The 20,032-nt window shown below is 73.8% G+C and carries 19 protein-coding genes and 1 pseudogene; 13 read left to right on the forward strand and 7 right to left on the reverse strand.

All coding sequences use genetic code 11. The features are described from left to right. Nucleotides 1-114 precede the first annotated feature (114 nt). Nucleotides 115-1,560 carry an FAD-dependent monooxygenase gene (locus ABZY20_RS14105; RefSeq protein WP_356441315.1) on the forward strand — a complete coding sequence of 482 codons (1,446 nt, stop codon included), beginning with the start codon at nt 115-117 and terminating at the stop codon, nt 1,558-1,560. 358 nt (nt 1,561-1,918) lie between these two features. Beyond that, nucleotides 1,919-2,542, forward strand: coding sequence for a M23 family metallopeptidase (locus tag ABZY20_RS14110; protein ID WP_356441318.1), 624 nt, complete (start codon nt 1,919-1,921; stop codon nt 2,540-2,542). Here the strand turns inward: ABZY20_RS14110 and ABZY20_RS14115 are convergent. Next, nucleotides 2,485-2,952, reverse strand: a complete 468-nt coding sequence (locus ABZY20_RS14115; RefSeq protein ID WP_356441321.1) for a hypothetical protein — start codon at nt 2,950-2,952, stop codon at nt 2,485-2,487. The two genes, ABZY20_RS14110 and ABZY20_RS14115, sit on opposite strands and share 58 nt — an antisense overlap. Before the next feature lie 35 nt (nt 2,953-2,987). On the opposite strand from ABZY20_RS14115, the pseudogene ABZY20_RS14120 reads away from it, so the two are divergent. After that, nucleotides 2,988-3,344, forward strand: a pseudogene (locus ABZY20_RS14120) (hypothetical protein); the annotation flags it as partial. A gap of 54 nt (nt 3,345-3,398) precedes the next feature. Here the strand turns inward: ABZY20_RS14120 and ABZY20_RS14125 are convergent. Beyond that, nucleotides 3,399-4,325, reverse strand: a complete 927-nt coding sequence (locus ABZY20_RS14125; RefSeq protein ID WP_356441324.1) for a DUF3027 domain-containing protein — start codon at nt 4,323-4,325, stop codon at nt 3,399-3,401. A 252-nt stretch (nt 4,326-4,577) separates the two neighbouring features. Between ABZY20_RS14125 and ABZY20_RS14130 the strand changes: the two genes are divergently transcribed. From ABZY20_RS14130 to ABZY20_RS14145, 4 genes are all read left to right on the forward strand, one after another. Beyond that, nucleotides 4,578-6,008: an MFS transporter gene (locus tag ABZY20_RS14130; protein ID WP_356441720.1), complete on the forward strand. Its 1,431-nt coding sequence runs from the start codon at nt 4,578-4,580 to the stop codon at nt 6,006-6,008. 70 nt (nt 6,009-6,078) lie between these two features. Beyond that, nucleotides 6,079-6,552 (forward strand): DUF2771 domain-containing protein, encoded by a 474-nt coding sequence (locus ABZY20_RS14135; RefSeq protein WP_356441327.1) that lies wholly within the window; start codon nt 6,079-6,081, stop codon nt 6,550-6,552. A gap of 23 nt (nt 6,553-6,575) precedes the next feature. Further along, a complete protein-coding gene (locus ABZY20_RS14140) occupies nt 6,576-7,340 on the forward strand; it encodes a futalosine hydrolase (RefSeq protein WP_356441330.1) in 765 nt (254 codons plus the stop codon). After that, nucleotides 7,330-8,178, forward strand: coding sequence for a 1,4-dihydroxy-6-naphthoate synthase (locus ABZY20_RS14145; protein ID WP_356441333.1), 849 nt, complete (start codon nt 7,330-7,332; stop codon nt 8,176-8,178). Before ABZY20_RS14140 ends, ABZY20_RS14145 begins: the two co-directional genes overlap by 11 nt. A gap of 7 nt (nt 8,179-8,185) precedes the next feature. Here the strand turns inward: ABZY20_RS14145 and ABZY20_RS14150 are convergent, their stop codons facing one another. Then, nucleotides 8,186-8,569 carry a cold-shock protein gene (locus ABZY20_RS14150; RefSeq protein ID WP_010035896.1) on the reverse strand — a complete coding sequence of 128 codons (384 nt, stop codon included), beginning with the start codon at nt 8,567-8,569 and terminating at the stop codon, nt 8,186-8,188. A 163-nt stretch (nt 8,570-8,732) separates the two neighbouring features. Between ABZY20_RS14150 and ABZY20_RS14155 the strand changes: the two genes are divergently transcribed. Continuing rightward, nucleotides 8,733-8,981: a hypothetical protein gene (locus tag ABZY20_RS14155; protein ID WP_356441336.1), complete on the forward strand. Its 249-nt coding sequence runs from the start codon at nt 8,733-8,735 to the stop codon at nt 8,979-8,981. On the opposite strand, the gene ABZY20_RS14160 is transcribed toward ABZY20_RS14155, so the two are convergent. Further along, on the reverse strand, nt 8,960-9,583 hold the full coding sequence (locus ABZY20_RS14160) for a haloacid dehalogenase-like hydrolase (protein ID WP_356441338.1): 624 nt from the start codon (nt 9,581-9,583) through the stop codon (nt 8,960-8,962). The genes ABZY20_RS14155 and ABZY20_RS14160 overlap by 22 nt on opposite strands. Before the next feature lie 265 nt (nt 9,584-9,848). After that, a complete protein-coding gene (locus ABZY20_RS14165) occupies nt 9,849-10,844 on the reverse strand; it encodes a hypothetical protein (protein WP_356441341.1) in 996 nt (331 codons plus the stop codon). A 152-nt stretch (nt 10,845-10,996) separates the two neighbouring features. Here ABZY20_RS14165 and ABZY20_RS14170 point away from each other — a divergent pair, with 152 nt between their 5' ends. The 3 genes from ABZY20_RS14170 to ABZY20_RS14180 all read left to right on the forward strand — a co-directional run bounded on the left by ABZY20_RS14170 (nt 10,997) and on the right by ABZY20_RS14180 (nt 14,168). Beyond that, the gene (locus ABZY20_RS14170) at nt 10,997-13,579 is read left to right on the forward strand and encodes a helicase C-terminal domain-containing protein (protein WP_356441344.1); all 2,583 of its coding nucleotides are present in this window, start codon (nt 10,997-10,999) and stop codon (nt 13,577-13,579) included. A gap of 173 nt (nt 13,580-13,752) precedes the next feature. Next, nucleotides 13,753-13,884 (forward strand): hypothetical protein, encoded by a 132-nt coding sequence (locus ABZY20_RS14175; protein ID WP_356441347.1) that lies wholly within the window; start codon nt 13,753-13,755, stop codon nt 13,882-13,884. Between the two features lie 95 nt (nt 13,885-13,979). Beyond that, nucleotides 13,980-14,168, forward strand: coding sequence for a hypothetical protein (locus tag ABZY20_RS14180; protein ID WP_356441350.1), 189 nt, complete (start codon nt 13,980-13,982; stop codon nt 14,166-14,168). On the opposite strand, the gene istB is transcribed toward ABZY20_RS14180, so the two are convergent. Further along, nucleotides 14,146-15,621 carry an IS21-like element helper ATPase IstB gene (istB, locus tag ABZY20_RS14185; protein WP_356441353.1) on the reverse strand — a complete coding sequence of 492 codons (1,476 nt, stop codon included), beginning with the start codon at nt 15,619-15,621 and terminating at the stop codon, nt 14,146-14,148. The genes ABZY20_RS14180 and istB overlap by 23 nt on opposite strands. A 204-nt stretch (nt 15,622-15,825) precedes the next feature. Between istB and ABZY20_RS14190 the strand changes: the two genes are divergently transcribed. Continuing rightward, nucleotides 15,826-17,469, forward strand: coding sequence for a DNA repair helicase XPB (locus ABZY20_RS14190; RefSeq protein ID WP_356441356.1), 1,644 nt, complete (start codon nt 15,826-15,828; stop codon nt 17,467-17,469). 15 nt (nt 17,470-17,484) lie between these two features. Here the strand turns inward: ABZY20_RS14190 and ABZY20_RS14195 are convergent, their stop codons facing one another. Next, the gene (locus ABZY20_RS14195; protein ID WP_356441359.1) at nt 17,485-17,673 is read right to left on the reverse strand and encodes a hypothetical protein; all 189 of its coding nucleotides are present in this window, start codon (nt 17,671-17,673) and stop codon (nt 17,485-17,487) included. A 270-nt stretch (nt 17,674-17,943) separates the two neighbouring features. Between ABZY20_RS14195 and ABZY20_RS14200 the strand changes: the two genes are divergently transcribed. Next, complete coding sequence (locus ABZY20_RS14200; protein ID WP_356441362.1) at nt 17,944-20,013, forward strand: UvrD-helicase domain-containing protein; 2,070 nt, start codon at nt 17,944-17,946, stop codon at nt 20,011-20,013. Nucleotides 20,014-20,032: the final 19 nt, after the last annotated feature.

Consider the following 20,032-nt stretch of genomic DNA (forward strand, 5'->3'; position numbering starts at 1 on the left):
GGCCAACAAGTGTTGACGCCTCTCACGCCTGCTCGCTATCGTCGCCAACGAGCGTTGGCCAACAGCTGTTGGCAGTAGGCGAGGGCAAGCGAGCACCGACACCAGGAGGCCACCATGAACGGCACCGCCACCCACCGCACCGTGATCGTCGTCGGCTCCGGCCCCACCGGCCTCCTCCTCGCCGGTGACCTCGCCGCAGCCGGCGTCACCGTGACCCTGGTCGAGAAGCGGCCGCGCACCATCAGCAACCTCTCCCGCGCCTTCGGGGTGCACGCCCGCACCCTGGAGCAGCTCGATGCCCGCGGCCTCGCCGACGAACTGCTCACCACCGGCGCCACCATCACCGGCCTGCGGCTCTTCCGCCGCCTCTCCCTCGATCTGAGCACGCTGCCCTCACGTTTTCCGTTCCTGCTCATCACCCCGCAGTACGAGGTCGAGCGGCTCCTGGAGCGGCGGGCCCGGGAGGCCGGGGTCGAGTTCGCGTACGAGAGCGAGGTCGTGGGGCTGCGGCAGGACGACGAGGGGGTCGACCTCGACGTGCGCGGTGCGGACGGGACGGTCGTCACCCGCCGGGCGGCCTATGTCGTCGGCGCCGACGGTCACCGGAGCGCCGTGCGGGAGGCGATCGGCCTCGGCTTCCCCGGTACCTCCGTCATCAAGTCGCTGATCCTGGCCGACGTCCGGCTCGCCGCGAAACCCGAGGGCGCCCTCACCGTCAACGGCCGCCGCGACGCGTTCGCGATGATCGCCTCCTTCGGCGACGGCTGGTACCGGGTCATGGGCTGGAACCGCCGCAACGAGGTCCCCGACGACACCCCGCTCGACCTCGACGAGGTCAAGGAGATCACCCGCCGCGCCCTGGGCACCGACTACGGCATGCACGACGCCCGCTGGCTCTCCCGTTTCCACAGCGACGAGCGCCAGGCACCCCGCTATCGGGTCGGCCGGGTCTTCCTCGCCGGGGACGCCGCGCACATCCACTCCCCGGCCGGCGGGCAGGGCATGAACACCGGCCTCCAGGACGCCGCCAACCTGAGCTGGAAGCTCGCCGCGGCCGTCCGGGGCCGGGCGCCCGAAGGTCTCCTCGACAGCTACGAGGTCGAGCGCCACCCGGTCGGCAGGGCGGTGCTGCGCAGCAGTGGCGGACTGGTCCGGCTGGCCCGCGCGCGCAGTCCGCTGCTGCGTGCCGCCCGCGCCCTCGTCTCCGCGTTCGTCGACATGACCCCGCCCGTCCGGCGCAAGGCGTTGGGTCAGATCACCGGGATCGGCTACGCCTACCCCGCCCCCCGCGGCGCCCACCGCCTCACCGGTACCCGCGCCCCCGACGTCGCCCTGAAGGACGGCCGACTCTACGAGGCGCTGCGCGACGGCCGCTTCGTCCTGATCACGCACGGAACCTACGAAGGCCCCGGTGTCCGTGAGGGGTGGCTGACCGTGGGGCGCCGGGCGGACGACCGGCGGACGACCGTCCTGGTACGGCCCGACGGGTACGTGGCCTGGGCGGCGGAGGACGCGGACGCCACGAGGATCGACGAGGCGGTGGCCCGGTATCTGGGCTAGGGGCGGGCACGGGCCGGGCCCCCGGAGACCCACACCACATCCACCCGGCGCCCGGACCGGCCGCCCAGTGACAAGCGGCACAGGCGGAACGTGCGGTACTACCCGGAATAGTCGCGAAGCGAGCGGCCCCGAAACGGGCATTCAGCGTGCAGCTCTGATCGATCAGCCTGAAATGGGGGGTTTCACCCCGAACGGCCGCCCCTGTCAAGAGACGTGCATCGCACGCCCGAAGTACGGCCTTTCGTCGTAGGTCACACCTTTGCGGCTTTCGGGAGGGGCGGGCTACCAAGGAACGGCCACCACGGCACCGACCCGTTCCGCCGGTGGCTTCCCCCGCCCCCTCCCCCACGAGGTTTCGATGTTCCAGCGCGTCACGTCCCGCCTCCCCCGTACGTCCCTGACCCGCACCCGCGTGGCCGTGCTGGCCGCCGGTCTGGGCTCCACGGCCGTCCTGGGAGCCGGGGTCGCGGTCGCCGCCCCGGAGACCACGGCCGTGTCCGGCACCGCCACCGCGGTCCAGGCGCAGGCCGCCAAGGCCACGCAGGCCGCAGCGAAGAAGCAGGCGTCCTGGGTATCGCCGGTGAAGAGTTACAAGCTGTCCGCGAGCTTCGCCCAGAGCGGCGGCATGTGGGCCTCCAAGCACTCCGGCCAGGACTACGCCGTCCCCACCGGCACCCCGGTCGTCGCCGCCCACGGCGGAACCGTCGTCAAGGCCGGCGGCAACGGCGCCGGCGACGGCCCCGCCTACGGCAACGCCGTCGTGATCAAGCACGGCAACAAGACGTACTCCCAGTACGCCCACCTGTCCTCGGTCAACGTGAAGGCCGGCCAGGTCGTCAAGACCGGCCAGAAGATCGCCCTGTCCGGCAACACCGGCAACTCCAGCGGACCCCACCTGCACTTCGAGATCCGCACCAGCCCGAACTACGGCACCGCCGTCGACCCGGCGAAGTTCCTGCGCGCCAACGGCGTCAACCTCTGACGCACGCCGGCACACGCACCCGGCCCCGAGGACGGCCCCGCGCCCGCCTTCGGGGTCGTGTCGTCGTGCAGCGGAGAGGACGCCCCGTCGGGGCGGTGGCGCATCAGGCCGCGTATCCCTCGAAGCGGTACTCGGGGCTTGCGGGGGCCGATGCGCGCTCCGGCTTCCAGAGCCGAGGCCAGTCGCTCGATCAGCTCCAGCGTGGGGGCGACGCCGCTCTCCTCGATGGCCCCGATGTCTTCTTCGGTCAGCGCGGCACGACGCGCGAGTTCCGCGGCGGTCCAGCCGAGAGCCGAGCGCCGAGCGTAGACCGCCTGCGCGAAGTCCATACGCCGACCCGCAGCACGGTACGCCGCATCCTCACGGCGCTCCGCCACAACCTTCCAACTCGTGTGGTATCCGCTGCTCATCGGGCCTCCTCGTCTCTACGTCAGACGGCGTGCGCACCGATCCTGAGGAGGCCCGCGCCGACCTGGTCCTGGCCAGCCTGGCGGCGATCACACACGCCGCCGAACCCGACGTCGATGCGCTGCTGAAGGCCCTGTCCACAGCGTTGCGGGGAGCGCCCGAGGACATCGCGGGTCCCCTGATCGAATTCACCGCACAGGGCCTGGGCAAGAACCCGGCCAGGCAACTCTGGAGGAACCTGGTGGCCGTGGACCTCTCCTTCTGCAAGTCCTACCTCGCCGAAGAAGTCCGCGCGGAAGTCCGCGCAGAGCTCCAGGACGAAGTCCGGGGGAGCCGCTGGCTCCGCCGCGCCGTCACCGCACCGGCAGTCGAGAAGATCTTCGTCGACGACTGACGGGCGAGCCCCGGGGGGCGGCACCCGTCCGAGCCGCGCCGCCCCCGGACCGCCCTAGGAGTGCCCCAGCTCCGCCGCCGACTCGTCCTCCGTGACGGGGACCGAGCCCGAGTCCGGGGCCGGGCGCAGGGGGAAGGGGTCCACGCGGGTCTCGTCGATCACCGGGGCTGCGGGCTGCGGCGGGCGCGGCATGACCGCGGCCTCGGAGTGGCCGCCGCAGCCGTAGGCGAGGGAGACCACGCGGCCGTCGGCCGGGGCGAACTCGTTGGCGCAGACGCCGAAGGCCTGCCCCAGGGAGCCGCCGATGGGGACGAGGAAGCCGCAGCTGACGCAGGCGGCGGGGGCCGACTGGGCCATCGGGGTCTTGGGGCCGAACGCCTCCTCCCAGCGGTCGGCCGCGGTGTGCAGGCCGTAGCGGGACAGGACGCGGGCGCGGCGCATGCCCAGTTCCTCGGCGACCGCCGCGATGGATCCGCGGGAGGGGGTGACCGGCAGCCGGGACGGAGGGCCCTCGGTGACGTCGGCGTCCTCCGCCTCGACCAGGTCCGCCATCTCGTGCGACACCGCGGAGTTCGGCGGGGGCTCGTCCTCGCCCGAGTAGCCGGGCTCCAGGCGCAGGTCGTCGGCGTCCGTGGGCAGCAGGTCGCCCGGGCCCATGTCGCCGGGGCGCAGCCGCTCGCTCCATGGCACCCACTCGGGCGCGAGCACCGCGTCGGGGCCGGGCAGCAGCACGGCCTCGTCGACCGTGACGACCTTGGCGCGGGAGGCGCGGGCCACCGTCACGGCCCAGCGCCAGCCCCGGTACCCGAGCTCGCGGCACTCGAAGAAGTGCGTGACGACGCGGTCCCCCTCGGAGACCACCCCCGCGTGCTCACCGACGATCCCGGGCGCGGCGGCCTCCTCGGCTGCGGCACGCGCGAGGTCGACGGCCTCGGCGCACAGACGGTCGGGGGTGCGGCTTCGCGTTGTCGCTGCGCTCACAGGTATCGCTTCTCTCCTACGCCGTCTCACGTGTGCGCCACTCCCGGCGCCAAGACGGGACGGAGCGGACCAGGGGACCGCGTCGACGTCCTTCATCCATTCTGCGGGATGGCTGAGATACGCACGCTACCCTTCCGCCCCACGTCGCGTACACCGACCGGTTCCATGACCGACAACCCGGACAGTCACCCCACAGGCCCTATACAAGCGGTAATGGCACTAGCCACAGGCTTCTCGGGGCACTATGACGACGTGGCAGCCGCGAAGACACCCCCGGGCGCCACCGGGACCGGTGGGTCGAAAGGGGTCAGGGGAAGCAGCCGGGGCGGGCCGGGCCGTCTGGGCGGTTCCCTGCGCGCGGTCGGCCGGGCCCTGCACTTCCCGGTGACGGGCACGGCCCGCGGCATCCGCAAGGCGACCCACGCGCACGGAGCGGGCGAGTCCGGTCTCGGCAAGCTGATCGAGCTGCACGGTGTGAACGGCGCCGGCGACGTCATGATCACCGTCGCGCTCGCCTCGACCGTCTTCTTCTCGGTCCCGACCGACGAGGCCCGCGGGCGCGTCGCGCTGTACCTGGCCGTCACCATGCTGCCCTTCACGCTCCTCGCCCCGGTGGTCGGCCCTCTCCTGGACCGCGTCCCGCACGGCCGGCGCGCCGCGATGGCCGGGGCGATGCTGGTCCGGGCGCTGCTCGCGCTGGTCCTGTCCGGCGCGGTGATCGGCGGCGGCCTGGAGCTGTACCCGGCCGCGCTCGGCGTGCTCGTCGCGTCGAAGGCGTACGGCGTGGTCAGAAGCGCCGTGGTGCCCCGGCTGCTGCCGCCCGGCTTCTCCCTGGTCAAGGCCAACTCGCGCGTCACGCTCGGCGGCCTGCTCGCCACCGGCCTCGCCGCGCCCGTCGGCGTCGGCCTGCAGCAGATCGGCCCGCGCTGGCCGCTCTACGGCGCCTTCGTGCTCTTCGTGGCGGGCACGGTGCTGTCGTTCACGCTGCCGCCCAAGGTCGACTCCGCCAAGGGCGAGGACCGGGCCCTGCTGGCCGCGGACGCGCAGCACCTGCACGGCCCGCACCTGCGGCCGGTCAAGCGGCCCGGGCTGCGCACGGTCGGCCCGGCCGTCACCCACGCCCTGGCCGCCAACGCCTCCATCCGCTGCCTCACCGGGTTCCTGATCTTCTTCCTGGCCTTCCTGCTGCGCGAGCACCCCATGTCCGGTCAGAGCGCCGCAGTGTCCCTGGGGATCGTGGGCGTCTCGGCGGGCGCGGGCAACGCGCTGGGCACGGCCGTCGGGGCGTGGCTGCGCTCCCGGGCGCCGGAGATCATCATCGTGACGGTGGTGGCGTGCGTGGCGGGCGCGGCGATCACGGCCGCGGTGTTCTTCGGGTCGGTGGTGGTCGCGGGCCTGGCCGCGATGGCCGGCTTCGCCCAGGCCCTGGCCAAGCTGTCCCTGGACGCGCTCATCCAGCGGGACGTGCCCGAGCTCGTCCGGACCTCGGCCTTCGCCCGTTCGGAGACGCTGCTGCAGATGTCCTGGGTGGTGGGCGGCGCGGTCGGCATCGTGATGCCGCTGAACGGCACGGCCGGTCTCGCGGTGGGCTCCGCGATCGTCGCGACCGGGTGGCTGACGACCGTCCGGGGGCTGATCGGGTCGGCGCGGCGCGGCGGGCCGTCCCGGCAGCGGGTGGCGTAGGGGCACATCCGTGCGGGCACGCCGTACCCCGCGTGGGCGGTGGGAGCGGCGGGCCAGATAGCCTTCGCCCATGAACACGTTGCAATCCGCTGTGCGACGCCGCCGCGCCGTCGCCCTCGCCGGCGTCGTATCCGCCGGACTGCTCGTCCTCTCGGCCTGTGAGAAGCCGACGCCGATGGCCACGGTCACCGTGGGCCGCGACACGGTGAACTCCGAGGCCACCTGTGGCGGCGAGGGCAAGGCCCTGAAGTCGTCCGACCTGGCCGGGTGCCTCAAGGACAAGGGCATCCAGAGCATCTCCGTCGACCCCGACGAGACGGTGCGCTTCGGTGTCGACCCGGAGATCGCCGACAACGGCTGGACGATCCTGATGAACGGTCAGCCGCTGACCGACTCCAGCAAGAAGACCTACCGCACGATCCCGGGCAGCGTGTTCTTCAACGCCCAGTACGGCGCGCAGGGCAACTCGACGCTGGTCTCCATCAAGGAGGGCGACAAGGACGCGTCCGGCCTCTGGAACTTCAAGCTCAAGAAGGACGCCTGATCGCTGCCGCAGGGCCCGGCCGGGTGCTGATCGCCACCGCGGTTCCCGTGGAGCGGGACGCGGTGGCCTCGGGCCTGGGGGTGCTGTCCCCGGCGTCCGGTTCCGGGGTGCTCGGCGCTGTCGGCCGTGCCCACCCGTTCCGCCCCGGCGCACCGGATGCGGAGGGCGGAAGCGCTGCGGCCGCCGGCAGCGGGGGCCGGGTGGACGTGGTCGCCGTGGGAGTCGGGCCGGCGCTGGCCGCCGCCTCCACCGGGGCCGTCCTCACCGCCGCCGCCCTGCAGGGCAGCCCGTACGACCTGGTCGTCTCCGCCGGGATCGGGGGCGGGTTCCCGCCCGAGGCGCGCGTGGGGACGCTCGTCGTCGCCGACGAGATCGTCGCCGCCGACCTGGGGGCGGAGACCGGGGAGGGGTTCCTGCCGGTCACCGAGCTGGGGTTCGGGACCGTCCGGCACCGGCCGCCCGGCGCGCTCGTACGGCGGGTCGCCGAGGCCACCGGGGCGCGGACCGGAGCCGTGCTCACCGTGTCCACCGTGACCGGGACCGCCGCCCGGGCCGCCGCACTGCGCGAGCGGCATCCCACCGCCCTCGCCGAGGCCATGGAGGGGTTCGGGGTGGCCGAGGCCGCCGGGGCGCAGGGAGTGCCGGTGCTGGAGGTGCGGGCGATCTCCAACCCCGTGGGGCCGCGGGACCGGGCCGCCTGGCGCATCCCCGACGCCCTGACCGCCCTGACCGAGGGGTTCGGGAAGCTCGTGCCCGTACTGGAGAGTTGGAACCGGCATGACCGCTGAGCAGCTGCAGATCGCCTACTCCCCCTGCCCGAACGACACGTTCGTCTTCGACGCCCTGGCCCACGGCCGGGTCCCCGGCGCCCCCGCGCCGGCCGTGACGTTCGCGGACATCGACATCACCAACGGCATGGCCGAGCGCGGCGAGTTCGACGTGCTGAAGGTGTCCTACGCCGTGCTGCCGTACGTGCTCGACACGTACGCCCTGCTGCCGTGCGGCGGCGCGCTGGGGCGGGGCTGCGGGCCGCTGGTGCTGACGCGGGAGGCCGGTGTCGACCTCACCGGGCGGACCGTCGCCGTGCCGAGCGAGAAGTCGACCGCGTACCTGCTGTTCCGGCTGTGGGCCGCGGACACGCTGGACGCGGGGGTCGGCGAGATCGTCGTGATGCCGTTCCACGAGATCATGCCGGCCGTGCGGGACGGGAAGGTCGACGCGGGACTCGTGATCCACGAGGCGCGCTTCACCTACCGGAACTACGGGCTGCACAAGCTCGCCGACATGGGCGAGCACTGGGAGGACACCACCGGGCTGCCCATCCCGCTCGGCGCGATCATCGCCAAGCGGTCGCTGGGCGAGGAGCGGCTGCGCCGGCTCGCGGAGGCCGTCCGGGCGTCCGTGCGCGCCGCGTGGGACGACCCCGAGGCGTCCCGGCCGTACGTCATGGAGCACGCCCAGGAGATGGACCCGGCCGTCGCCGACCAGCACATCGGGCTGTACGTCAACGAGTTCACCGCCGACCTCGGCGAGGACGGCTACGCCGCCGTGCGCGGGCTGCTCACCCGCGCGGCGGCCGAGGGGCTCGTCCCGCCCCTCGGCCCGGACGCGCTCGCGTTCCCCTGATCCCGGGTCACACGTCCAGCTGGTCGGCGACCGCGCGCAGCAGGCCCGCGATCTTCTTGCCCGCGGTCTTCTCGGGGTAGCGGCCCCGCTCCAGCATCGGCGTGATGTTCTCCAGGAGCGTCGTCAGGTCCTGGACGATGGAGGCCAGCTCGTCGGGCTTCTTGCGGGTCGCGGCGGCGACGGACGGGGTCGGGTCCAGGATCGTCAGGGACAGCGCCTGGTCGCCCCGCTGCCCGGCCACCACCCCGAACTCCACTCGCTGGCCCGGCTTGAGGGTCTCGACTCCGGCGGGGAGGACCGAGGAATGGACGAAGACGTCACCGCCGTCGTCGCGGGAGAGAAAGCCGAAGCCCTTCTCGCTGTTGAACCACTTGACCTTGCCGGTGGGCACGTCTGTCCTCGTCCTCGTACTCGTCGGAAAACTGCTTCTGAAACGGCTCTGGATAGCACTCGGGCGGGCCGTACGGACCCGCCGGTACCAAGGCTAATGCTCTTGCAGCCGGTGACAAGACGTCACCCGGTTGTTCCTTCGCGCTGGGAACTACCCTGGTCGGGTGCGTGACAAAACCCAAACGAATTCCGCCGCTCCCGGTGACCGCCTCGTGCGTGCCGGAGCCGTCGTCTTCTTCCTCGGCGCCGTGGCCACACTGGTCACGGTCGCCCCGCTGTTCCTGGGGACGACCCCCTTTCCGACGTACATGTTCGGATTGAGCATGCTCATGGCCGTCGGATTCCTGATGGCCGGGGCCGGAGTACTGCGTTCCGTCGCGGCCGGCCGGCGTCAGGCGCGGGCGGGACGATAGTCCGAAAGCCACCCGGGAAATTCCGTCAGATCGGTGAGGACGACGTCCGCGCCCGCCGCGCGCAGCTCCTCCGCGGGGCAGGGGCCGGTGGCCACCGCGACCGACAGCGCGCCGGCCGCGCGGGCGCCGCGGACGTCCCCGACGTGGTCGCCGACGTAGACCGCCGCGTCGTGCTCGCGCAGCGCCTGCGCCTTCTGCTCGGCCCACAGGTCCCCGACGACCGCGTCCGGCTCGATGCCGAGGTGGGCCAGGTGCAGCTTGGCGTTCGGCTCGAACTTGGCGGTGACGACGATCGCGCGCCCGCCGGCGTCCCGTACGGCCGCGACGGCCTCCCGGGCGCCGGTCAGCGCCGGGGTCGCGGCGACGGCGATCGCCGGGTACATCTCCCGGTACACGTCCGCCACGGCCGCGACCTGCTCGGCCGGGAACCAGTTGATCAGCTCCTCGGCGAGCGGCGGGCCGAGCCGGGTGACCGCCAGGTCGGCGTCGATGTACGTCCCCGTCCGCTCGGACAGCGCCCGGTAGCAGGCGCGGATCCCGGGCCGGGAGTCGATGAGGGTCATGTCCAGGTCGAAGCCGACGGTGAGTGCCATATGGACCATTGTGCCCGGGGCGGGTGAACGGCAGGCGCCGCCCGGGGCGGTGGGCCGGCGCGCGTGCGCCGAGGCCGTCATCGGCGCGGCCGTGAAGGGCCGGGCACCCGGCAGGCACCGCGACGGCACGGTGGGGCGCTGCCCGTGACACGGTCCCGCGGGTGCGGACGGGCGAGCGCGGTCCCCACGCGCGTTCTGACCCGCGCCCGGGAGGCACTCGGTCGCGTCCGCCGCGTCCGCCGCGTCCGCCCGCGTCCCGGTGAGGGCCGGCGGCTCAGCGCGGGCGCTGCGAGCGCCACACCAGGAACAGCGCCGACGCCACCGCCGCCGCGCGCACCACCCAGGGCCAGGTCTCCGCGACCGCGTCGTTCAGCCGGCCCTCGGCGACGGGGTCGCCCCAGCGGCCGTTCATCCGGCCCCACAGCCACACCAGGCCGCCCGTCACCGCGAGGCCGGGCAGGACCATCACCGCCCACTTCGTCTCCGCCTGGGTGAGGCGGCGGGAGGCGTAGGCGATGAGCCAGCCGAGGATCAGCACGAACCAGTTGCCGAGCACGGCCCCCGCGACGAGCAGGCCCGCGGCGAGCAGCAGCAGGGGGTTGCTCCAGCCGCCCGCGGGCAGGCCGGGGAGGCGGCGGCGGGTGCCGGTCTCCTCCGCCTGCTCGGTCGCCGCGGCCACCGCCACGGGTTCCTCCGCCGCCGGCTCCTTCTGCTGCGCGGTGCGCTGCCCCGGCGGCTTCAGCAGGTCGGGCAGTTCCACCCCGCCGACGAAGCCCGGCACCTCGTCGCCCACGCCGAAGGGGCTGCCGTCCACCCGCCACCAGTCGGGCTGGAGCGCGCTGTCGCCGAGTTCGTGCCCGGCGGCCAGGTGCGGCGGGGCGGGGCCGTCGTGGGGCGCGGGGTGCGCCTGCTCCGCGGGGCGCGCCGGGCGGGGGCGCGGCACGACACGCCGCACGGCCCCCTTCGGCCGCTCGCCCCGGCCCCGCGGCTCGCGGTCGGGCTGCACGGGCACGGCGACGGGGGCGTCGCCCTGCGGCCTGCGCCCGTCCGCCGCGGCCGCCACGACCTCGTCCGGGCTGCCCAGACGGGTCAGGATGCGGCGGACGGCGGCGGGCGAGTCGACGGTGGCCTTCGCGCGGCGCCGGTCGATCTCGTTGCGCAGGTCCGCGACCAGACGCATCCGGGTGGCCGACGACAGCTGCTGTTGCTGGGCCACGTCGCCGACGCGGCTCAGATACTCGTAAACGACCTGGTCGCTCTCAATCCCCACGAAGTCCCCTCCGGGGCGGGTGCGTTGCGTGACGCCGTCGGACGACGGTACCGCGAGTCGCGGCGGCGCTTCCAAAGCCCGCAGGGGTGTTCGGGCGCGAGGCCGCGCACAGCCGGGTCACCCGCCGGAGACGACCCGCTACCGTGGACCGGATGAGCACCGAGGACACGCCGTCGGCCCCCCGCTCCCTCGCGGAAGCGCTCCGCGCGCGGGGTGACGCCTCGCTGGGCGCGCTGCTGCGCAGCCGGCCGGACCTCATCACGCCCGTGCCCACGGACCTCACCCAGCTCGCCACCCGTGCCGGCACCCGCGCCTCGGTCGCGCGGGCGCTGGAGCGGCTGGACCGGTTCGCGCTGCAGACGGCGGAGGCGCTGGCCGTGGCGGCGGACCCGGCGACGTACGACGAGCTGCTCGGGCTCATGGCGGGCGACGAGGCCGACCCGGCCGTCGTGGCCGCGCTGCCGCACGCCGTGGAGGTGCTGCGCGAGCAGGCCCTGGTCTGGGGCGGCGACGACCGGCTGCGGCTGGTGCGCACCGCCCGTGAGCTGCTGGCGCCCTCGCCGCAGCACCCCTCGCCCACAGGGCTCGGGCCCACCGTGCAGGAGGCCACCGCCGGGATGTCGCCGGGGCGGATCCAGGAGATCGTCACGACCGCCGGGCTGCCCTCGACGCACGACTCGGTCTCCGCCGTCGACTCCCTGACCGCGCTGTTCACCGACCGCGAGCGCATGGCCGCGCTGCTCGCCGAGGCCCCGTCCGAGTCCCTCGACGTCCTGGAGCGGCTGGTGTGGGGGCCGCCGTACGGGCAGGTCACGCCCGATCCGGCGCCCCGGCTGCGCTGGCTGCTGGACCGCGGGCTGCTGCTCCCGACGGCGCCGGGGACGGTCGTGCTGCCGCGCGAGGTGGCGCTGCATCTGCGGCGAGGGCTCGCCCACCGGACGCCGGAGCCGGTGCCGCCGGCGGTGGAGGCGACCTCGGCGCACCGTCCACAGGTTGTGGACAGTACGGCGGCCGGGCAGGCGTACACCGCGCTCGCGACCGTCGAGGAACTGCTGAAGGACTGGGACGAGGGCGGTCCGGCGGTGCTGCGGGCCGGTGGGCTGAGCGTGCGGGACCTGAAGCGGACCGCCGTCGCCCTGGACGTGCCGGAGCCGGTCGCCGCGTTCTGGGTGGAGCTGGCGTACGCGGCGGGTCTGATCGCCTCGGACGGCGAGGCCGACGAGCGGTACGCGGCCACCCCCGCCTACGACGAGTGGCGCGAGCAGCCGCCCGCCGAGCGCTGGTCGCGGCTGGCCACGGCGTGGCTCGTGGCGACCCGGACGTCCGGGCTGGTGGGCGGGCGGGACGCGAAGGACCGGACCCTGTCGGCGCTCGGGCCGGGCCTTGACCGCTCGGCGGCGCCCGAGATGCGGCACCGGGTGCTGGCACTGCTGGCCGGGCTGCCGGAGGGCGCCGCCCCGGACCCCGCGTCGGTGCTGGCCCGGCTGCGCTGGGAACGCCCCCTGCGCGGCGACCGGGGCGGGGACGACCTGCGCGGCAGGCTCGCCCAGTGGGCCCTGTCCGAGGCGGAGCTGCTGGGCGTCACCGGGCGGGGCGCGCTGTCGGCGCACGGGCGTGCGCTGCTGGGCGCGCCCCCGGCTCCCCCGAAGGGCCCGGAGGCCCCGAAGGCTCCGGAGGTCCCGGCGGCGGAACCCTCCGGTCCGGGGGACAAGCTCCCCGTCCACCACCACGACCATCACCGCCATCACCGCCCCGCCCCACCCACGCCCCTCTCCCCCGCCGAACAGGCCGTCGCCTCCGCCGCCGCGGCCCGGCTGCTCGCTCCCCTGCTGCCCGAGCCGCTGGACCACGTGCTGCTCCAGGCCGACCTCACGGCCGTCGCGCCGGGCCCCCTGGAGCGGCCGCTCGCGGATGTGCTGGGCGTGCTCGCGGACGTCGAGTCCAAGGGCGGCGCCACCGTCTACCGGTTCACGCCGGGCTCGGTGCGCCGCGCGCTGGACGCCGGGCAGAGCGCCTCCGACCTGCACGCCTTCCTCGCCGCCCACTCCCGTACGCCGGTGCCGCAGCCGCTGACGTACCTGATCGACGACGTGGCCCGCCGGCACGGCCATCTGCGGGTCGGCGCCGCCTCGGCGTACGTCCGCTGCGACGACGACGCGGTGCTCAACGAGATCCTCGCCGACAAGCGGGCCACCGGCCTGGGCCTGCGCCGGCTCGCCCCGACCGTGCTGGCCGCGCAGGCCGATCCGGCCGGGCTGCTGGAGGGGCTGCGGGCGATGGGGTTCGCGCCGGCCGCCGAGTCCGCCGAGGGCGATGTGCTGATCACCCGCGCCCTGGCCCACCGCACGCCGCCCCGCAGCGCCCCCGAGCCGGTGCCGGAGGGTCCGCCGGTGCCCGACGACACCCTCCTGGCCGCCGCGCTGCGCGCCATCCGGGCCGGCGACCTCGCCTCCACGGCCCCGCGCAAGCCCGGGACGGTCCCGGCGGGCAACGGCGAGCTGCCCCGCACCGGTTCGGCCGAGACCCTCGCCACCGTGCAGGCCGCCGTGCTGACCGGCGAGGCCCTGTGGATCGGCTATGTCAACGCCGAGGGCGCCGCCAGCCAGCGGGTCATCGCCCCGATCCGGGTCGAGGGCGGCTTCGTCACGGCGTACGACCACACCGCGGACGAGGTCCGCACGTATCCGCTGCACCGGATCACCGGGGTGGCGGAACTGGCCGACGACGCGGGCTGACGAGCGACGGCGACGGCCAGGATCTCACCCGTTCGGGTGCACGCCAGGGTTCATGCACGCCACGCCGGGGATGTCCCACCCTCGGGCGACCTTGCCGGGCGTGCCGCATCACGCCGTGCGGCCGGGGGCAGCCACCGGGTGTCCTGTGAGCCTCTCGGAAAGGAAACCCCAGCATGCGCGCTGTCCGTCGAGCCGCCGCCGTCCTGGCCGCCGCCGCCCTGATGACGTTCGGGGGCCTGGCCACTCCGGCCGCCGCGGTGAGCATCGATGTCGCCGGCCTCGTCCTGGAGACACCGCAGATCTGACCGTCCGCCGCGCACCCGCCGGGCCGGTCCCGGCGTCCGCGGGCCGGCCCTCGGCGGGCGCGTCCGTCGTCTCCCGGAAAGGCTCTGTCGTCGTCATGCGTGAGAAGCTGCCCGCCGTCGCCCTCGCCGCCGTCGCCCTCGTGGGCGTGCTCGCGCCCTCCGCCGCAGCGGCCGGGGCGCTGCCCCTGCCGCTGCCGGCCGCGGGGGTCGAGCCGCTGGTCACCGATGGAGTCACCATCGAGGGCCCGTTGATCCAGAACGTCAGTCTGCCCGCGCTGCGGTAGCGCGCCGCGTGCGGTAGCTCTCGCCGTCCAGCCGCACGATCTCGGCGTGGTGGGCGAGGCGGTCCGTCAGCGCCGGGGCGCACGTGCCGAAGACCTCGTTCCAGCGGCCGAGGGGGCGGTCGCTGGTGACGATCAGCGAGGCGCGTTCGTAGCGGCGGGCGACCAGTTGGAAGAGGAGCCCGGCGGTGTCCGGGTCGAAGGGTGTGTAGCCGACCTCGTCGACGATCAAGAGGGGGTGTTCGTCGAGAGCGGCCAGCTCCGCGTCGAGCCGCCCGGCGGCCCGGGCGTCGGTCAGCCGGGCGGCCCACGCGGCGGCGGTCGCGAACAGCACCCGGTGCCCGGCCTGGCAGGCCCGCACGCCCAGGGCGACGGCCAGGTGGGTCTTGCCGGTGCCGGGCGGGCCGACGAACACCACGTTGCGCCGCCCGGTGACGAACTCGGCCTTGCCGAGCCGGGCCACGGTCTCCCGGTCGAACTCCCGGGGATACCGCTGGTCGAAGTCCTCCAGCAGCTTCCGGGCGGGGAAGCCCGCGGCGCGGATCCGTCCCTCCGCCTCGTCGTCCGGCCCGGGCCCCGGGGCCACGACCGGGGCAGCCGCCGCGGTGTCGGGGCGGGGCTGGGGGGTGTGCCCGGGGCGGGGATCGGGGAGATGTCCCTGCCGGACTTCGGAAGCGGGCCCATGCCAGGGCTCGGACGCGTGCCCGGGCCGGGACTCGGGGGTGTGCCGGGGCTCGGGGACATGTCCGTCCCGGGGCTCGGGGAGATGTCCGTGCCGGAACTCGGCGGCTTGCACCGTCCGGGGCTCGGAAGCGGGCCCGGGCCGAAACTCGGACGGATGCCCGGACCGAGACTCGGACGGATGCCCGGACCGGGACTCGAACCCGGGCCCGGGCCCGTGCTGGGCGTGTTCCGCGGAGGGACGGCCGACGCCGTGCCCCCGGTCGCCGTGTGCGGCCATCGGGCCCGACATGTACGCGAGGATCGCCGCCGAGACGATGAACGCCATGTGGATCACCGTCCCCCACAGCAGCGCGTGCCGCGAGGTGTGGTGGACATCCACGAACATCTGCAGCAGGTGCACCGAGGAGATGCCCACGATCGCCGTGGCGAGCTTGACCTTCAGCACGTTGGAGTTGACGTGCGAGAGCCATTCCGGCTGGTCACGGTGGCCCTGGAGGCCGATGCGGGAGACGAACGTCTCGTAGCCGCCGACGATCACCATGATCAGCAGGTTGGCGATCATGACGACGTCGACCAGCTTGAGCACGGCGAGCATGACGAAGGTCTCGGTGGCGTGCCCGCTCACGCACATGACGATTAACGTCCACAGCTCCTTGAAGAACTTGTAGACGTAGACGCCCTGGGCGGCCACGAGCCCGAAGTACAGCGGGGCCTGGAGCCAGCGCGTGGCGAACAGGGCGTATCCGAGCGTGGTGGTCGGGGGGTTCTGCACCCGCGCCATTCTTCGGGGCCGCCCTGGAAAAACTGAATTCACACCACACGTTGGGATGAAAAGGCATTCAGTACGACCGGAAGCGTTCCAGGGACGCGTGCATCACACCACCGCACACCGACGATCAGGCACACTGGACGTTTGGCCGAGCCGTCGAGCTGTCCGAGCCGTCCGAGCCCTCCGGCCGCAGAAAGGGTGCCGCGCGTGAATGGTCCGCTGATCGTCCAGTCCGACAAGACCCTGCTCCTGGAAGTCGACCACGAGCAGGCCGGCGACTGCCGTCGGGCCATCGCGCCGTTCGCCGAGCTGGAGCGGGCCCCGGAGCACATCCACACCTACCGCGTGACCCCGCTGGGCCTGTGGAACGCCCGCGCGGCCGGGCACGACGCCGAGCAGGTCGTCGACGCGCTGGTGCAGTACAGCCGCTACCCGGTGCCGCACGCGCTGCTCGTCGACATCGCCGAGACGATGGACCGCTACGGCCGCCTCACCCTCTCCAAGCACCCGGCGCACGGCCTGGTGCTGACCACCACCGACCGCCCGGTGCTGGAGGAGGTCCTGAAGTCGAAGCGGATCGCGCCCCTGGTCGGCGCCCGCATCGACCCGGACACGGTCGCCGTGCACCCCTCCGAGCGCGGGCAGATCAAGCAGACGCTGCTGAAGCTGGGCTGGCCGGCCGAGGACCTCGCCGGGTACGTCGACGGCGAGGCGCACCCGATCGAGCTGGCCGAGGACGGCTGGGCGCTCAGGCCGTACCAGAAGCAGGCGGTGGAGAACTTCTGGCACGGCGGGTCGGGCGTCGTCGTGCTGCCCTGCGGCGCGGGGAAGACGCTGGTGGGTGCCGGGTCGATGGCCCAGGCGCAGTCGACGACCCTGATCCTCGTCACGAACACGGTCTCGGCCCGGCAGTGGAAGCACGAGCTGGTGAAGCGGACCTCGCTGACCGAGGACGAGATCGGCGAGTACAGCGGGACGAAGAAGGAGATCCGGCCCGTCACGATCGCCACGTACCAGGTGCTGACGACCAAGCGGAAGGGCGTCTACCCGCACCTGGAGCTGTTCGACTCGCGGGACTGGGGGCTGATCGTCTACGACGAGGTGCACCTGCTGCCCGCGCCGGTCTTCAAGTTCACGGCGGATCTGCAGGCGCGCCGCCGACTCGGCCTCACCGCCACCCTGGTCCGTGAGGACGGCCGGGAGTCGGACGTGTTCTCCCTGATCGGGCCCAAGCGGTTCGACGCGCCGTGGAAGGAGATCGAGGCGCAGGGCTACATCGCGCCCGCCGACTGCGTCGAGGTCCGGGTGAATCTGACGGACTCCGAGCGGCTCGCGTACGCCACGGCCGAGACGGAGGAGAAGTACCGATTCTGCGCGACGACCGCGACCAAGCGGAAGGTCACCGAGGCGATCGTGCGCCGCTTCGCCGGTCAGCAGATCCTCGTCATCGGCCAGTACATCGACCAGCTCGACGAGCTGGGTGAGCACCTGGACGCGCCCGTGATCAAGGGCGAGACGTCGAACGCGCAGCGGGAGAAGCTCTTCGACGCCTTCCGCGAGGGCGAGATCAGCGTGCTGGTGGTGTCCAAGGTCGCGAACTTCTCGATCGACCTGCCGGAGGCCACGGTCGCGATCCAGGTCTCGGGCACCTTCGGCTCCCGCCAGGAGGAGGCCCAGCGGCTCGGCCGGGTGCTGCGGCCCAAGTCGGACGGTCACCAGGCGCACTTCTACTCCGTGGTCGCCCGGGACACCATCGACCAGGACTTCGCGGCCCACCGCCAGCGCTTCCTGGCCGAGCAGGGCTACGCGTACCGGATCATGGACGCGGACGAGCTGCTCGCGGAGAGCTGAGCGGGGCCGGCCGGGTCACTTGCGGCGGACCACGCCGACTTCCTCTCCGTACTGACCGAGGACGACCACGTCGAAGGCGGCGCCCAGGAAGACCTTGACGGCGCGCAGGGCATCGCCGAGGCGGTGGCGGTGGCTGCCGGACACGGCGGTGGCGCCGGGCGGACGGCCCGGTGCCGGGGCGGGGTGGAGGGTTGCTGCGCTCATGTCTCCATGGTGCGTTTCGCCCCGTAAGACCCGCGTCGGTCTCGGGGCCGAACCTCGCGAGGGCACGCGTACGTCCCCGGGCGGACGGGTGCCCCTCAGGGAGGAGGGCGCCGTCCCCTAGGGGACGGCGAAAACCGTTCGCGCCCACCGCCCCCGCTCACCTAAGATCTCCGCTCTTGCCCGCCTCCCTCGGGGAGCGCCGCCGGCCGGACGGAAACCGGCCGGCATCTCACCGCCGACTCTTCAGCAGGTCCCCCCGGAGGCACCCCCTTGTCCACGCCCGTCGACGACCCGCTCGCGCGCGAGCGCTCCCACCTCGCCGCGTCCCGCTCCGCCCTGCGCGCCATGCGCGAGGACGTCGAGGCCCTCGACATCACCGACGTCACCGCGAACTGGGTCAACGCCGCAGCCCTCGCCCACCAGATCGACGAACGCATCAAGGCCCTGGCCGACCTCAGCGACACCCCGCTGTTCTTCGGCAGGCTCGACTACCTGCACGCGCCGGGGAGCGAACGGGCCGAGGGGGCCGAGGGCGAGCGCCCGCAGCCGGAGGCTGCTTATCAGACACTGCACATCGGCCGGCGGCACGTGCACGACCACGACGGCGACCCCATGGTCATCGACTGGCGCGCCCCGGTCTCGCAGCCGTTCTACCGGGCCTCCAAGAAGGACCCGATGGACATCGCGCTGCGCCGCCGCTTCGGCTACACGGGCGGCGACCTCACCGCGTACGAGGACGAGCACCTCTCCGACCCGGCCGAGGCGGCCCGCACCAGCAAGCTGCTCCAGCAGGAGATCGAGCGGCCGCGCGTCGGCCCGATGCGGGACATCGTCGCGACGATCCAGCCGGAACAGGACGAGATCGTGCGCTCCGGCCTCGCGGGCACGGTGTGCGTGCAGGGCGGGCCGGGCACCGGCAAGACCGCCGTCGGCCTGCACCGGGTCGCCTACCTGCTCTACGCCCACCGCGAGCGGCTGGCCCGCACCGGCACGCTGGTCATCGGCCCGAACCGCTCCTTCCTCCACTACATCGAGCAAGTGCTGCCCGCCCTGGGCGAGTTGACCGTCCAGCAGGCCACCGTCGAGGACCTGGTCGCGCACGTGGAGATCAGGGGCACGGACGACGCCGCCGCCGCGGTCGTCAAGGGCGACGCCCGTATGGCACGGGTGCTGCGCCGGGCCCTCTACTCCCACGTCACGATGCCCGCCGAGCCGGTCGTGGTGGTGCGCGGGTCCCGCCGCTGGCGCGTCCCGGCGTACGAACTGCAGGACATCGTGCAGGAGTTGCTCGACCGCGACATCCGCTACGGCGCCGCCCGTGAGGCCCTGCCGCAGCGCATCGCGCACGCCGTGCTGGTGCAGATGGAACGCTCGGGTGAGGCGCCCGACGACCGGGTGCAGGACGCGGTGGCCCGCAACAGCGCGGTCAAGGCGGCGGTCAAGGCGATCTGGCCGCCCGTCGACCCGGCGAAACTCGTGCTGCGCCTGCTGTCGGACCCCGGCTTCCTCGCGGCGCACGCGGAGGGGATCCTCGACGCGGACGAGCGGAAGGCGATCCTCTGGGCGAAGCCGGCGCGCGGCGTGCGGTCGGCCGGGTGGTCGCCCGCCGACGCGGTGCTGATCGACGAGGCCACCGACCTGATCCAGCGCACGCACTCCCTCGGGCACGTCGTCCTCGACGAGGCGCAGGACCTCTCCCCCATGCAGTACCGCGCGGTCGGCCGCCGCTGCACGACCGGCAGCGCGACGGTCCTTGGCGACCTCGCGCAGGGCACCACCCCGTGGGCCACGCGCAGCTGGGAGGAGGCCCTGACCCACCTCGGCAAGCCGGAGGCGGTGATCGAGGAGCTGACGGCCGGTTTCCGCGTCCCGACGGACGTCATCACCTACGCCTCCCGGCTGCTCCCGCACATCGCCCCGGGCCTCACCCCGGTGGTGTCGATCCGCGACAACCCGGGCCGCTTCGAGGTGCGCCCGGTCACCGGCACCGCCGAGGTGGTCGAGGCCTGCCGCGCGTCCCTCCGGCACGAGGGGTCGACGGCCCTGATCGCGGCGGACGCCCGCGTCCCGCACCTGGCCGAGTCCCTGACGGAGGCGGGGATCGCCTACCTGTCCCCCGGCGAGGAGACCACCCACGACACCCGCCTCACCCTGGTCCCGGCATCCCTCGCGAAGGGCCTGGAGTACGACTACGTGGTCCTGGACGAGCCCCGGGCGGTGGTCGACGCCGAACCGGACGAACGAACAGGCCTGCGCCGCCTGTACGTGGCACTGACGCGAGCGGTGTCGGGCCTGACGGTGACACACGCGGCACCGCTGCCGCCGCAACTGGCCGCCTAGCCGCGGGCGATCGTGCCGC

It is taken from the genome of Streptomyces sp. NPDC006624 (assembly GCF_040611555.1).
GTDB lineage: Bacteria > Actinomycetota > Actinomycetes > Streptomycetales > Streptomycetaceae > Streptomyces.

Excerpts from the sequence above, each read along its gene's own strand:
- ABZY20_RS14105 (WP_356441315.1), top strand. The coding sequence starts at position 115 with ATGAACGGCACCGCCACCCACCGCACCGTGATCGTCGTCGGCTCCGGC.
- ABZY20_RS14110 (WP_356441318.1), top strand. The coding sequence starts at position 1,919 with ATGTTCCAGCGCGTCACGTCCCGCCTCCCCCGTACGTCCCTGACCCGC.
- ABZY20_RS14115 (WP_356441321.1), bottom strand. The coding sequence starts at position 2,952 with ATGAGCAGCGGATACCACACGAGTTGGAAGGTTGTGGCGGAGCGCCGT.
- ABZY20_RS14135 (WP_356441327.1), top strand. The coding sequence starts at position 6,079 with ATGAACACGTTGCAATCCGCTGTGCGACGCCGCCGCGCCGTCGCCCTC.
- ABZY20_RS14145 (WP_356441333.1), top strand. The coding sequence starts at position 7,330 with ATGACCGCTGAGCAGCTGCAGATCGCCTACTCCCCCTGCCCGAACGAC.
- ABZY20_RS14160 (WP_356441338.1), bottom strand. The coding sequence starts at position 9,583 with ATGGTCCATATGGCACTCACCGTCGGCTTCGACCTGGACATGACCCTC.
- ABZY20_RS14170 (WP_356441344.1), top strand. The coding sequence starts at position 10,997 with ATGAGCACCGAGGACACGCCGTCGGCCCCCCGCTCCCTCGCGGAAGCG.
- ABZY20_RS14175 (WP_356441347.1), top strand. The coding sequence starts at position 13,753 with ATGCGCGCTGTCCGTCGAGCCGCCGCCGTCCTGGCCGCCGCCGCCCTG.
- ABZY20_RS14180 (WP_356441350.1), top strand. The coding sequence starts at position 13,980 with ATGCGTGAGAAGCTGCCCGCCGTCGCCCTCGCCGCCGTCGCCCTCGTG.
- ABZY20_RS14195 (WP_356441359.1), bottom strand. The coding sequence starts at position 17,673 with ATGAGCGCAGCAACCCTCCACCCCGCCCCGGCACCGGGCCGTCCGCCC.